Source organism: Maribacter arcticus, assembly GCF_900167935.1.
Taxonomy (GTDB): domain Bacteria; phylum Bacteroidota; class Bacteroidia; order Flavobacteriales; family Flavobacteriaceae; genus Maribacter; species Maribacter arcticus.
The window spans coordinates 360,985-375,211 of the sequence record NZ_FUYL01000002.1; the positions used below are offsets into that span (position 1 = coordinate 360,985).

Annotated in this window: 10 protein-coding genes; 6 read left to right on the forward strand and 4 right to left on the reverse strand. The window is 35.1% G+C overall.

Annotated features, from left to right (window positions below; genetic code table 11):
• Window positions 1–559: 559 nt before the first annotated feature.
• Window positions 560–1,168, reverse strand: coding sequence for a superoxide dismutase (locus B5X55_RS04430; protein WP_079511396.1), 609 nt, complete (start codon window positions 1,166–1,168; stop codon window positions 560–562).
• Window positions 1,169–1,287: 119 nt separating this feature from the next.
• Between B5X55_RS04430 and B5X55_RS04435 the strand changes: the two genes are divergently transcribed.
• The 4 genes from B5X55_RS04435 to B5X55_RS04450 all read left to right on the forward strand — a co-directional run bounded on the left by B5X55_RS04435 (window position 1,288) and on the right by B5X55_RS04450 (window position 9,853).
• Complete coding sequence (locus B5X55_RS04435) at window positions 1,288–4,389, forward strand: UvrD-helicase domain-containing protein (RefSeq protein WP_079511397.1); 3,102 nt, start codon at window positions 1,288–1,290, stop codon at window positions 4,387–4,389.
• Window positions 4,390–4,391: 2 nt separating this feature from the next.
• Window positions 4,392–5,585, forward strand: a complete 1,194-nt coding sequence (gene kbl / locus B5X55_RS04440) for a glycine C-acetyltransferase (protein ID WP_079511398.1) — start codon at window positions 4,392–4,394, stop codon at window positions 5,583–5,585.
• A 112-nt stretch (window positions 5,586–5,697) separates the two neighbouring features.
• Window positions 5,698–7,041: an OmpA family protein gene (locus tag B5X55_RS04445; RefSeq protein WP_079511399.1), complete on the forward strand. Its 1,344-nt coding sequence runs from the start codon at window positions 5,698–5,700 to the stop codon at window positions 7,039–7,041.
• Window positions 7,042–7,111: 70 nt separating this feature from the next.
• Window positions 7,112–9,853: a PD-(D/E)XK nuclease family protein gene (locus B5X55_RS04450; protein WP_079511400.1), complete on the forward strand. Its 2,742-nt coding sequence runs from the start codon at window positions 7,112–7,114 to the stop codon at window positions 9,851–9,853.
• A 2-nt stretch (window positions 9,854–9,855) separates the two neighbouring features.
• Here the strand turns inward: B5X55_RS04450 and B5X55_RS04455 are convergent, their stop codons facing one another.
• Window positions 9,856–10,566, reverse strand: coding sequence for an SDR family oxidoreductase (locus B5X55_RS04455; RefSeq protein WP_079511401.1), 711 nt, complete (start codon window positions 10,564–10,566; stop codon window positions 9,856–9,858).
• A 117-nt stretch (window positions 10,567–10,683) separates the two neighbouring features.
• Between B5X55_RS04455 and B5X55_RS04460 the strand changes: the two genes are divergently transcribed.
• Entirely contained in the window at window positions 10,684–12,006 is a 1,323-nt protein-coding gene (locus B5X55_RS04460) for a sugar porter family MFS transporter (protein ID WP_079511402.1), read from the forward strand.
• A gap of 92 nt (window positions 12,007–12,098) precedes the next feature.
• On the forward strand, window positions 12,099–13,031 hold the full coding sequence (locus B5X55_RS04465; RefSeq protein WP_079511403.1) for an ion channel: 933 nt from the start codon (window positions 12,099–12,101) through the stop codon (window positions 13,029–13,031).
• Window positions 13,032–13,122: 91 nt separating this feature from the next.
• Here the strand turns inward: B5X55_RS04465 and B5X55_RS04470 are convergent, their stop codons facing one another.
• Entirely contained in the window at window positions 13,123–13,872 is a 750-nt protein-coding gene (locus B5X55_RS04470; protein ID WP_143814400.1) for an Ig-like domain-containing protein, read from the reverse strand.
• Complete coding sequence (locus B5X55_RS04475) at window positions 13,802–14,212, reverse strand: hypothetical protein (RefSeq protein WP_079511405.1); 411 nt, start codon at window positions 14,210–14,212, stop codon at window positions 13,802–13,804. The genes B5X55_RS04470 and B5X55_RS04475 overlap by 71 nt, the downstream gene beginning before the upstream one ends.
• Window positions 14,213–14,227 lie beyond the last annotated feature (15 nt).

Below are 14,227 nucleotides of genomic sequence, written 5' to 3' on the forward strand. Positions count from 1 at the left end.
ACCATAGCATAAGTAGGTTAAGTTCATGGTAAGATTTGGGGAAAAGACGGGGCTATGCTCCGTCTTTTTATTTTACGTCTAATTAGCTTCCTTTTACCTAAAAAAAATTTAGAAGCAACCATAATGTATTACAACCATTGTTCAGGAAGTTCAACGGAAAGCTTGCTATAAAACATCAACTACCTATATATTTGGAAGACCATAGCATAAGTAGGTTAAGTTCATGGTAAGATTTGGGGAAAAAGACGGGGCTATGCTCCGTCTTTTTATTTTATACCAATCGGGTTATCTACCTACTCATAAGCTATCCAAATAACCACCTGAAATTCAACTTTTACTAAATAAAAGTTGTTTTTTTTCTTAAAATTTCTTTTTTTATTTACTCAATACCAGTAATTTAGTCCCGCCATAGCATAAGTAGGTTAAGTTTATGGTAAGATTTGGGACGAAAAGGGTGGAGACTTCTCCGCCCTTTTCTATTTTAAGCCAAAAAAAACCACCTAAGATTATTTCTTAAGCGGTTTCTTACAAAGTCCATAAGGCACTTGCCTTCTATAGATTATTTATTACTAGCGTAAAGTTTTGACACTTCATCCCAATTAATGATATTGAAAAATGCTTCAATATAATCAGGTCTTCTATTTTGATAATTTAGGTAGTAAGCATGTTCCCATACATCTAAACCTAAAATAGGGTGACCACCACAACCTACACCAGGCATAAGTGAGTTATCTTGATTAGGTGTAGAACATACTTCTACTTTACCACCTTTATGAACACACAACCATGCCCAACCAGAACCAAATCTAGTTCCGGCTGCAGAAGTGAACTTATCCTTAAAAGCATCAAAAGAACCAAAAGCACTATCAATAGCCTTAGCCAATTCGCCACTTGGCTTACCTCCGCCATTTGGTGACAAAATTGTCCAGAATAAAGAATGATTATAAAAACCTCCACCGTTATTTCTAACAGCTCCATTGTTCATATCTAAACCAGTTAAAATATCTTCAATTGATTTTCCTTCAAGATCAGTACCTTCGATAGCGGCATTTAACTTAGCAGTATATCCGTTATGATGTTTTGTATGATGTATTTCCATTGTCCTTGCATCAATATGAGGCTCAAGAGCATCATATGCGTAAGGCAAATTCGGTAGTTGAAAAGCCATAATTTGTTTGTTTTTAAATTAATATTAATTGTCTTTCAAAGTTACGAGTTTTAACATTTATATTCATCTAATAATTTGTTAAGAACTGTATAGGAATCCTTAATTTGCAGTAAAAATAAGTGTCTAGTAATTCTTTTACCATATATAATGCTTCAGCAGGATCCGGCAAAACCTATGCCCTTGCTAAAGTATACTTGAAAATTATACTAGCATCTCCTCAAAATTTTAGAAAAATATTAGCTATAACATTTACCAATAAAGCTGTGAATGAGATGAAGCATCGTATTTTAAATAGCCTTTACGAGTTTTCCACAACCACATCTGCTAAAGAAGCTTCTCCCTTATTTAATGATATTATTAATGAGACCCTGTTTACCTTTGAAGACCTACCCTCTTTAAGCAAACTTAGATTAAAACAAATACTACACAACTACGCATTTTTTGATATTTCTACCATTGATAAATTTACACATAGGCTTATAAGAACCTTTGCGAAGGACTTAAAAATTCCGCAAAATTTTGAAGTCGTATTAGATGTTGATTTGCTATTACAAGAGGCTGTTGAAAGAGTCATTGGAAAAGCAGGTGAAGACCCTGAATTTACCAAAGTGCTTTTAGATTTTGCTCTTGAAAAAATAGAAGATGATAGAAGTTGGGATATTGGCTTTGACCTATTAAAAATCGGTAAGCTTATATTCGATGAAAACAACGCAGAGCATCTTAAGCACTTAAAGGATGTAGAAATTGGAGATTTCTTAAAACTTAAAGATAAAAATCAAGATATAATTAGGAAAAATAAATTTGAAATAATAGAGAATGCTGATTCAATTTTAGACCTATTTTCCAACAATAACCTTGAATTTACCGATTTTACCGGCGGCTATTTTCCAAAATTAATTTTGAAAATTTCTAGAGGTGAATTTATTACCAACTTTTCTGCAGCATGGAATCAGAATTTTGATACTTCAAAACCTTATAATAAATCTACCCCCGATAATATTAAGTCAATTATTGATAGTTTACATTCTGAATTCAGTCGATTATTAAAAGAAATAAAGTCAACTATTCAAAAAACAAGTTATCTACAAAATATTAATAGAAACATTGTTCCTTTTGCATTATTAAACGCCATTCAAAAAGAATTAAAAATTATTCAAGAAGAAAAAGACCAGCTATCTATATCTGAATTCAACACCTTGATTGCCAAGGAGATTAAAGATCAGCCAGCACCATTTATTTATGAACGACTAGGTGAAAAATACAAGCACTATTTTATAGATGAATTTCAAGACACTTCGCAGATGCAATGGGAAAACCTTATTCCATTAATCGGTAATGCCATGGAAGGCGAAGATGAACTTGGTGATACAGGATCATTATTCTTGGTAGGCGACCCTAAACAAGCCATCTATAGATGGCGTGGTGGCAAGGCTGAACAATTTATTGAATTAGCAACACAACAGAAGCACCCGTTCACCATAGAATCTGAGCTTGTAACCCTGCCCAAAAACTACAGAAGCTACGCTGAAATCATAAATTTCAACAATAGCTTTTTTCAAAGTATTAGTCCGTTTTTAGAAAACACAATGTATCAAGAGTTTTTTAAAATTGGCAATCAGCAAGAAGTAAACCAAAAAGATGGTGGGTATGTCAACCTATTATTATTAGAAGAAGAGAGTGACGAGCAATATGCTTTAGAAACCTTAACAGCTATCAACAAATGCTTATTACAAGGGTATACCTATAGTGATATCTGTATTATTATAAGAAAAAAGAAACACGGCTTATTACTAGCCAATTTTCTGATGCAAAATAAAATACCCGTAGTTTCTTCAGATTCTTTATTATTAAGTGGTAGCCCTAAAGCCATTTTTCTGGTTCAATTAATACGATACATGGTTCAGCCAACTGAGCTAGAGATTCAATTTGAAATACTAAATTTTTTATCAGAAGAAAAAGAAGATAGGCACGCATATATTTTTGAAAATTTAAACCACCTCGACACCCACTTATTTGAGGAATATGGCTTTGATGCCTCAAAATTGAGACAGGCCTCGGTTTTTGACGGCCTAGCTTATGCAATTAAAATCTTTAACCTCATTCCTAATTCAGACGCACATCTTTCTGCATTTATGGATTTAGTTTTTGATGTTGAGCAAAAATATGGTTCAGATATGCAATCGTTTTTGGACTATTGGGATAAAAAAGGAAATTCGTCAAGTATAAGTACTCCAGAAAATTTAGATTCTGTACAGATTATGACCATTCATAAATCCAAAGGATTGGAATTTCCTGTGGTCATATTCCCGTACGCCAATTCTAATGTATTTGAAGAAATTGATCCGAAATTATGGCTTCCGGTAGATAAAGAAGAATTTCTTGGGTTTTCAGAAGTATTGATTAATAAAAAACAAGAAGTACGAGAGTATGGTGAGTTTGAATCACTGCTATACGACCTTGATCATCAAAAACTACAGCTAGACACTTTTAATCTATTATATGTAGTACTCACAAGAGCGGTAAATGCATTATTCATTATAAGTTCAAATAATCTTGATAAAAAAGGTGACCATAATCCAAACTATTATTCAGGCTTGTTTATTCATTTTTTAAAGAACAAAGGCTTATACACACAAGGCAAATTGGAATATGATTTTGGTGAACTAAAAAGTGTTGAAACAAAACGCACCCCAAACATTATTCAAAAAAATGTACCTTATATATACACCAACAAAGATCGACCTGATTTCAAAATTTTAGCTTTAGCCGGTGTTTTATGGGATGAAGGTTTAGACATTGCTATTAATCAAGGTAATGTGATTCATACGATATTAGGAGCTATTTACACAACGGCTGATTTAGAAAGAGCTCTTCAAATGGCCATTCAAAAAGGTTTCATTAAAGAGCAGGAAAAGGAAGAAATAAAAGCAATCGTTAAAAGCGTTATTTATCATCAAGATTTAAGTCATTTTTACGAAACTGGTTTTGAAGTTTTAAACGAACGAGATATATTAATGGCTAATGGCACCATACAAAGACCAGACAGGGTTGTTCTTAAAGGGAACCACGCTACCATAATTGATTACAAAACGGGTGAACGTAATGCTAAATATCGCAATCAATTGAATACCTATGCCGAAAACTTTTCAAATATGGGCTATATAATTGACCACAAAATCATTGTGTATATTAATACAGAAATACAATTAGAATATATATAAATATGTACGGAAAAATAAAAGAACACTTACAGCAAGAAATTGAATCCATTAAAAATGATGGCCTTTTTAAGGAAGAAAGAATAATAGTTTCGCCACAAGATGCAGTTATTAAAATTAACACAGGGCAAGAGGTTATTAACTTTTGCGCCAATAACTACTTAGGGCTTTCATCTCATCCAGATGTTATTCAAGCAGCTAAAGATGCTATGGACACCCATGGTTTTGGAATGTCTTCAGTAAGATTTATTTGTGGCACACAGGATATTCACAAAACCCTTGAGGAAAAAATAGCTCATTTCTACGAAACAGAAGACACTATATTATATGCAGCGGCATTTGATGCAAATGGAGGTGTTTTTGAGCCATTACTATCTGCTGAAGATGCAATAATTTCAGACTCTTTAAACCATGCTTCTATAATAGATGGTGTACGATTATGTAAAGCTAAACGATATCGATATGCAAATAGTGATATGAATGACCTTGAGGAGCAACTTAAGAAAGCAAATGAAGACGGAGCTAGATTTAAAATCATCGTAACTGACGGTGTATTCTCTATGGATGGTATTGTAGCCCCTTTAGATAAAATCTGTGATTTAGCCGATAAGTACGACGCATTAGTAATGATAGATGAATGCCATGCAGCAGGTTTTATTGGTGATAAAGGAAAAGGCACCTTAGAAGAAAAAGGTGTTATGGGTAGAATAGACATTATAACCGGCACCTTAGGCAAGGCATTAGGTGGGGCGATGGGTGGTTACACCACTGGTAAAAAAGAAATCATTACGCTACTGAGACAACGTTCTAGACCGTATTTATTTTCAAACTCTTTGGCCCCAGCTATAGTTGGAGCATCTATTAAGGTGTTTGATATGTTAGAAAACGATACTTCTTTACGCGATAAACTACAAGAAAATACAGAATACTTTAAAAAAGGAATTAAAAAAGCAGGCTTCGATATCGTCGATGGAGACTCAGCAATAGTTCCTGTAATGCTTTATGATGCCAAATTATCACAACAAATGGCAAATAAGTTACTTGAAAGAGGCATATATGTTATCGGTTTTTTCTATCCTGTAGTACCAAAAGGGAAAGCACGAATAAGAGTTCAACTATCAGCAGCCCATTCAAAGGCGCATATAGACACAGCGATTAAGGCCTTTACTGAAGTTGGCAAAGAACTGAAAATCGTTTAAATGCGCTTTTTAATCTATTAAATGCGTTAAAAAAATAGGAAATTGATTTTGTTAATAATATTTAACAAGTTACATTTGTAGCTAATAAACACTTAAACTTAAAAATTTGAAAATGAAACATCTTAGCAAATTAATGGTTGCTGCCCTACTTGTCGTAGGTATCAACAGCATACAAGCGCAAGACGAGAATAATCCTTGGCAAGTACAGTTCGGGGTTAATGCCGTTGACGTATATCCTACTGGGGATGTAAGTTCTTTTGGTAATGAATTCGTTAATGTGAACGATCACTGGAATATTTTACCTTCTATCTCTTATGTAGGAGTTTCGAAGAGTGTTGGTGACGGCTTCTCTATTGGAGCAAGAGGATCTCTTAACAAAATCAGCAAATTAGGTGATGTTAGCGTTGATGATTTCTCTTATTATGCTTTAGATGGTACAATAAAATATGATTTAATCAAAAGAACTACTGTTATTGATCCTTTTATTGAGATTGGTGGTGGTTATACTTGGGTTGATGAAATCGGAGCTGGAACTGTAAATGGTGGTCTTGGACTTAACATTTGGTTTACAGAGAACTTAGGTCTTACATTACAATCTTCTTACAAGCATGCTTTTGAAGATTACGGTGTAAAACATTTCCAACACTTAGCTGGTATTTCAGTTAAATTTGGTGGTACTGATACTGATGGTGATGGTATCTACGATAAAGATGATGCTTGTCCAGAAGTTGCTGGTCTTGAAGCATTCAACGGTTGTCCTGATGCTGATGGCGATGGAATTGAAGATAGCAAAGATGCTTGTCCTAACGAAGCTGGTTCTAAAGAAATGAACGGTTGTCCTGATGCTGATGGCGATGGTGTAGCTGATAAAGATGATGCTTGTCCTAACGAAGCTGGTCTTCCTGCTTTAGCTGGTTGTCCTGATGCTGATGGCGATGGTGTAGCTGATAAAGATGATGCTTGTCCTTCTGAAGCTGGTCCTGCTGAAAACAAAGGTTGTCCTTGGGCTGATGCTGATGGTGACGGTGTACTTGACAAAGATGATCAATGTCCTGATGTTGCTGGTACAGTAGCTAACGCTGGTTGTCCTGAAGTAACTGAAGAAGTTCAAAAACAATTGAACGATTACGCTAGAACTATCTTATTTGATACTGGTAAATCTTCAATCAAAGCTGAATCTACTTCTGTAATGGTTGACATTATCACTATTCTTAAAGAATACCCTAACGCTAAGTTTACTGTTGAAGGTCATACTGACAGCGTAGGTAGCGAAAAATTAAATCAAAGTCTTTCTGAGTCAAGAGCTCTTTCTGTAAAAGAATTCTTAGTTGACAAAGGAATAGAAGAGTTTAGATTATCTGCAGTTGGTTATGGTGAATCTAAGCCAATGGCTACCAATAACACAAGAGCTGGTAGAACTCAAAACAGAAGGGTAGAAATCAACTTAGTAAAATAAGTTAGAATAACCTAAGTGTTTTTAATAAAAAAAAGCTCCGCTATATGCGGAGCTTTTTTATTTTTACTATATGCAGAGCTTTATAGAAGACGTAATCAGAGATGTAATAAGTAAAAACCCAGACACTGGTAAAGTTATTTATATTTTACCCAGTAAACGTGCCGGTGTATTTCTAAAAAAAATACTTTCCAAAACAATTTCAAAAACCGTTCTTGCACCTGAAATTTATAGCATTGAAGACTTTATTGAAAAAGTTTCCAACTTAGTTTCTGCAAATACCACCACACAACTCTTTGAACTTTACAACGCCTATTTAAGCGTTGGTGATTATGAAAAAGAATCGTTTGATTCATTTCTAAAATGGGGCCAAATATTATTACAAGATTTTAATGAAGTAGATAGGTATTTAGTCGATGCATCCACACTATATAAAAACATAGAGGCCATACAAGAAGTAAATCATTGGTCTCTGAATGCAGAAAAATCGGAGATGATTGAAAATTATCTTCATTTCTGGAGATATTTAGAAGAAATCTATAATCAATTCAATGCCAACTTAACAAAACAAGGTATAGGTCATCAAGGGCTTATATACAGAACTTCTGTAGTACAATTACCTAGCTACATAGCTCAAATTACCAAGAAGCATATTTTCCTTGGCTTCAATGCCTTAAACAGTGCTGAAAGCATCCTCATTCAAACTATTCTCGAAAAAACAGATGCAACTATTTATTGGGACATAGACCCCTACTTCTTACAAGACACAATTCATGATGCTGGTTATTTTATAAGACACTATCAAAATACTTGGAACGTACTTAAAGGTAAAACTCTTAACGGACTAACCAATCACTATAATACTAAGAAACATATTGAAATAATTGGTGTTCCAAAGAACATATCACAGGTAAATTATGTAGGTAATTTACTTTACCAAATTCAGAATGAACATCCAGAATCTCTCAGTAATGCCGCTATAGTATTAGGTAATGAAGAATTATTAAACCCGCTATTAAATTCAATTCCTGATAATATTTCGGCTACCAATATTACTATGGGCCAAAAACTAGAATCAACACCATTAGCTAGTTTTTTTACGAATCTAATAGACTTTCATGAGCAAAAAACAGAGAAAGGGTGGTTTTACAAAAACCTTTTAAACTTACTCACGCATTCTTATGCTGTATTACTTTTTGATGCAAATAAAGTTTCAGCCGAAGCATTAATAACCAAAATAAAAACAAATAACTGGTCGTATATCTCGAGTTTACAAATTGAAGAGTTAATACCAACAAATGCTACCGTATCATTATTGTTCAAGGATACTAATAACAATCCGAATTACTTAATTGATAACTTCCTAGTACTTGTTCAATCGATTAGAACAATAGAAATAGTAAAAGAAAATGCGCTATTACTAGAACAGCTTTATAAATTTTATACGCTATTTAATCAGCTAAAAGATTTATGTGCTACTTTTTCTTATATAAATAATCTCAAAAGTTTCAAGCATCTATTTAAACAACTCTTAAGTACCGAAACCTTAGACTTTCAAGGTAACCCAATAGAAGGCATTCAAATTATGGGAATGTTAGAAAGTAGACTACTCAATTTTGAGACTGTTATCATAACCTCAGTTAACGAAGGTGTATTACCTTCAGGTAAATCTAATAATTCATTCATCCCATTCGACCTTAAAATTAAAAATGGTCTACCTACATATAAAGAAAAAGACGCGGTTTATACCTACCATTTCTACAGATTACTACAAAGAGCCAAGAACGTATATATTTTATACAATACGGAACCTGATGCTTTAGAGGGTGGCGAAAAAAGCAGACTGATTACACAACTTCTTACTGATGAAAATAGAACAGATATTACAGAGTATATTGCTACTCCTCAAATACAAACAGTTACCAAAAAAAATGAAACCATTTTTAAAACAAAAAGTTTAGTTTCATTAATTCAAGAGAAGGCTAAAAAAGGTTTTTCACCTAGTTCTTTAAGCAACTATATTAGAAACCCTATAGATTTTTACAAACAGAACCTACTGAATATTAACGATGTTTTACAAGTTGAGGAAACCCTTGCTCCCAATACTTTTGGCACCATTGTTCATGACAGCTTAGAAGAACTTTATACTCCATTAGTTGGAATCAACCTTACCGTTGAGCTTTTAAATGGCATTAAAAAAAATATACCACGAATTGTTTCACTTAACTTTGAAAAGACTTACAAAGAGGGGAATATAAGCTCTGGTAAAAATTATATTTCATTTCACGTTATCCTTAAATACATTCAAACATTTATTGATGCTGAAATAGCAGTCATTGCTGATCATGAAATAAAAATTATCGCTTTAGAACAATCATTAGAAGTTCCTCTTATAATAAAAGGACTTGATTTTCCAATTAAGTTAAAAGGTAAACTAGATCGTGTAGATGAGTTTGATGGTATTACCCGTATCATAGATTACAAAACAGGAAAGGTAGAAAGAAGGAATGTAGAAATAATGGACTGGGAAATATTATCTGAGGAGTATCAGTACAGTAAAGCCTTTCAGCTACTTTGTTACGGATTGATGTTTTTTAAAACATATAATAAAGAGAACTTATCAATACAAGCTGGAATTATCTCGTTAAAAAATTTCGCGGAAGGTACATTGCTTTTTGCTCAAAAAGAATCTGCCCGAGGAGTCAAAAATCACATTATAGACGCTAATGTGATTCATGATTTCGAGCAGATACTTGGTCAATTGATTACAGAAATTTGTAATTCTGAAATTCCGTTTACAGAGAAAGAGGTCTAACTTTATTTTTTATCAGGTCGTGTAGGCCTCATCTCTATCTTACTTGGTAATGTTCTTTCGTTCATTTTCAATAAATCTACCACCAATTGTCCGATATCTTCTGGTTGAATTTTCCATGCATCAGTTTCATCTGGCTCATGATTATTAAAATGTGTCGCTACAGACCCGGGCATTATTGTAGACACCTTAATATCATATTTTCTTAAGTCTAACATAGCTGCTTGGGTAAAGCCAACTACCCCAAATTTAGATGCATTATAACCAGCTCCGTTTGCAAAAAAATTAGTGCCCGCTAAACTCGCCAACGTTATATAATATCCCTTAGATTTTTTTAAAGCTTCAACAGAGGCTTTAAGGGAGTGAAAAACACCACTTAAGTTGGTATCTATCATTTGGTGCCATTCCTCATCTGTCATCTCATCAATTGGCGCAAAGTTACCTACACCGGCATTTGCCAAAACAACATCTACCTGACCCCATTTCTCCATAATTTTAGAAATGGCATTTTTTTCATCTGCCATTTTAGCTACATCAGAAACAATTCCCAACACAGACACATTGTTGAAATCTTTTAAGGCTTCATCTACACTTTTTTGAGACCGTCCACTTATGGCTACTTTCATACCCTGACTCAATAATGCCTGAGCAACACCAAAACCAATACCTTTGGTGCCTCCGGTGATATAAGCCACTTTATTTTTTAAATCTTTCATTGTTGTATTTTTAATTATACATACAAGTTACCATTTATAGTATTTTATTGTTGTCGAATAAGAACAAGAATTAATCAATTTGATTGATTATATTTAACATTAACATAAATTTTAGAAATGAACAGAATATTAGTTTGGTCTATCACTGTAGCGTTAGCAGGTTTTTTATTTGGTTTTGATACCGTAGTAATATCCGGTGCAGATAAACAATTACAAGCATTGTGGCACAGTTCTGATTCATTTCATGGTTGGGTAGTAATTTCTGGGGCTTTATGGGGTACCGTTCTTGGTGCTTTATTTGCCGGAATACCAACCAATAAATACGGTAGAAAAAATACACTAATTTGGATAGGGGTCCTTTTTAGTATTTCTGCTATAGGTTCTGCTTTATCTAATGACCCAATCACCTTTGCTATCTTTAGATTTATTGGTGGTATTGGTGTAGGGGTATCTACCATCGCAGCACCTGCATATATTTCTGAAATTTCACCTGCTGACAAGAGAGGTAAACTAGTAGGTTTTTATCAATTCAGTTTAGTATTCGGTATTCTTATTGCCTTTCTTTCTAATTATATGCTTAGCGGATTAGGTGAAAATGCATGGCGTTGGATGGTTGGAGTTGAAGGTATTCCTGCTATTATTTATACTGTATTTGTCCTTACCGTTCCAAAGAGCCCAAGATGGTTAATAACCCAAGGGAGAATTGATGAAGCGAAAAAAGTATTATTACTTATCGACCCAAACCAAGATGTAAATGAGGCTGTATCTCTAATACAGCAAGACGATAAAAACAACGTTACCGGTGAATCTATATTCATGAAAAAATATCGATTCCCCTTAATCCTAGCATTTTCTATTGCATTCTTTAATCAGCTATCTGGAATAAACGCATTCTTATACTATGCTCCACGTATTTTTGAAGAAGCTGGTTTAGGAGAAAGTACTGCCCTTTTAAGCAGTGTAGGTATTGGTGTAACCAATATGTTGTTTACATTATTAGGTATTAATTTAATTGACCGATTAGGCCGTAAACAATTAATGTATATTGGCTCTATAGGCTATATTATTTCACTATCTCTTGTTGCGTGCGCTTTCTTTTTTGAGTGGCAAGGAATGGCTGTGCCAATCTTCTTATTCTTATTTATAGCGGCTCATGCTATCGGACAAGGAAGTGTTATTTGGGTATTTATATCTGAAATATTTCCTAATCATTTACGCGGAAGCGGACAAGCTTTTGGATGCTCTGTACACTGGATTTTGGCTGCGGCCATACCAGCTGCTGTGCCGTTCTTATTTTCTACGATAGGCGCAGGCACCGTATTCTTATTCTTTGCCTTTATGATGGTGCTACAACTACTCTGGGTGCATTTTATGATGCCAGAAACAAAAGGTGTGTCTTTAGAGGAGCTAAGTAAAAAATTAATCAAGGAAAAGGCCTAAAAATTTTATATCAAGGAGCTTAGAACTTTAGTGAATCATTTAGAAGACTATTGGGATTATGACAAACGTAAGCGGAGCAAACTGGAGTTGTAATGAAGCCAAAGAATAAGCACAATCACAATGATTTAGGATTGGATACTAAAACGGTAGCCGAAGGTTACCGCGCACTAAATAAGGATGGCACCTTTAATGTACGGAAACAAAATGTATCCTTTCTGGAACAACTTAATATCTTTCATTCCTTGGTCTCTATGTCTTGGTTGAAATTTTTGACCGTCCTTGCTCTAGGCTATTTTACCATCAATATTGTATTCGCGAGTCTATATTTGATTATTGGCATGGAGCATCTAACCGGAATCCATGGAACAACTCCACTTGACCAATTTACAGAAGCTTTTTTCTTTAGCGCACAAACCATCACCACCTTAGGATACGGCCAAGTTGCACCATTGAATTTGGCAGCCAATATGGTGGCAGCCACTGAATCCCTATTAGGCCTTTTATTATTTGCTTTGGCTACGGGTTTAATGTATGGTAGGTTTTCAAAACCCTATGCCACTATAAAATATAGTACCCATGCCGTAATAGCGCCGTATCAGGAAATAAATGGTTTCATGTTCCGTGTAGTCAATCCTAAAAACAACCAGTTATTGGAAGTTGAAGTTTCCGTCACCCTTTCTTTAAAACGGGATACTACAGACCTCAGGGATTTTCATTTGTTGGAATTGGAGCGCACCAAAGTGGTGTTTTTTCCTACCATGTGGACCATAGTTCATCCTATAACACCATCAAGTCCGTTATACGGACTTTCTGCCTCAGAAGTATTGATAAAAGACGCAGAATTTATTGTGATGATAAAGGCATTTGACGAATCCTTTTCCCAAACCGTGTATTCACGGTCTTCCTATAAAGCCCAAGAAATAAAATGGGGCGAAAAATTCACCTATTTAACCAAGCGTTATGGCACAGGGGTTTCCATAGATATCAGTAGTATTGATGATACCCATACCGCTGATCTCAATTAAGTCCTGAAAATTTTCTAAAGTGTTCCGTGTAAGAATAAACAAGACCCTAAAGTAAACGAATAGCTATGCCTTACTAAGCATACCTACGTTACTAGTTTATTTTAACGCGATAGGTTATTCTAGGATTAATTATGACATCGGTAACACCATTGATTGTTGCCATGACAGGAACTCTAGCAGATACACAACCATTTTCCGATGCTTCTACATAAAAAGTGGTGGTTGCACTTATGCTGGGTGTCATAAAGGTAAATCCTGTGCCCAAGCTAGATCCTCCCGAAGCATTTGAAAACCAATTGAGTACACCTGAAGAGGCCATAGCGTTTAAAAGAACGGTACCAGAACCATTTCTTGAACCTGGAGTTGTACTTGTTATTTGCGGTGTAGCCAAAACTATTGCCGTTACGGATTTAGTATTTGTATTTCCTGCGGAGTCCGTAATCGTTACCGTATAGGTATAATCCCCTTGAGCAAGACCCGAAACGGTTGCATCAGAAGTTGTAGCGGTAAATCCGTTAGGCCCGGTCCATAGAAAAGATGCGCCTGTAGCACCCGTACCGGATGGATTTGCATACAAATTCAAGATTTCACCTTCGCAAATTGGACTATCTGAGGTGGGCGAAACCGACAAAGAACCCCCGGATTCATTTAAATCCGTGAAATCATATTGAGCTCCTGCACCCCCGTTACAGGTAGAATAAACAGTGGCCCCTATAATCAATCTTTTTGAAGCACTACACGGTCTATCCGTTGCAAGTTCTCCCCCAGGATTAATCTGGAATGAAGCTCCTGCCGGAAGCGATAAACTTACATTGGAAATCCATTCTGCATGCCCCCCCATTTGCAATAGTAACAAGTTGTGTATTAAGGCTTGATGTTCCACTTACATAAAAATTATCCAAGGCCGCCGTACCGTCGCCTATAAGTATAGAATTTATGGTATTTAAAATAGTGGAAGAAATAGAGACTGAATTACCGCCAATAATAAAGACGTCATTAGTGCCAGTAAGCTGGCCAGGATACGATGTTGCCGCACCCCAAGTGGTGCCATTATAGGTCTCCCAAATACCAACACTTGTCCAGTTTCCAGAAGCTATCGATCTAAAATCCCCGGCTTGTTGGGCGTTTAAAACCGCTGCCCCAAAGATAAAAATTGTAATTAAGGTTATATATGCTTTCATTGGTAAATAGCATTC

What these genes read in the sequence shown, in the direction of transcription:
- B5X55_RS04430 (WP_079511396.1), bottom strand. Translation starts at nt 1,168, where the DNA reads ATGGCTTTTCAACTACCGAATTTGCCTTACGCATATGATGCTCTTGAG.
- kbl (WP_079511398.1), top strand. Translation starts at nt 4,392, where the DNA reads ATGTACGGAAAAATAAAAGAACACTTACAGCAAGAAATTGAATCCATT.
- B5X55_RS04445 (WP_079511399.1), top strand. Translation starts at nt 5,698, where the DNA reads ATGAAACATCTTAGCAAATTAATGGTTGCTGCCCTACTTGTCGTAGGT.
- B5X55_RS04450 (WP_079511400.1), top strand. Translation starts at nt 7,112, where the DNA reads ATGCAGAGCTTTATAGAAGACGTAATCAGAGATGTAATAAGTAAAAAC.
- B5X55_RS04455 (WP_079511401.1), bottom strand. Translation starts at nt 10,566, where the DNA reads ATGAAAGATTTAAAAAATAAAGTGGCTTATATCACCGGAGGCACCAAA.
- B5X55_RS04460 (WP_079511402.1), top strand. Translation starts at nt 10,684, where the DNA reads ATGAACAGAATATTAGTTTGGTCTATCACTGTAGCGTTAGCAGGTTTT.
- B5X55_RS04465 (WP_079511403.1), top strand. Translation starts at nt 12,099, where the DNA reads ATGAAGCCAAAGAATAAGCACAATCACAATGATTTAGGATTGGATACT.
- B5X55_RS04470 (WP_143814400.1), bottom strand. Translation starts at nt 13,872, where the DNA reads ATGGGGGGGCATGCAGAATGGATTTCCAATGTAAGTTTATCGCTTCCG.
- B5X55_RS04475 (WP_079511405.1), bottom strand. Translation starts at nt 14,212, where the DNA reads ATGAAAGCATATATAACCTTAATTACAATTTTTATCTTTGGGGCAGCG.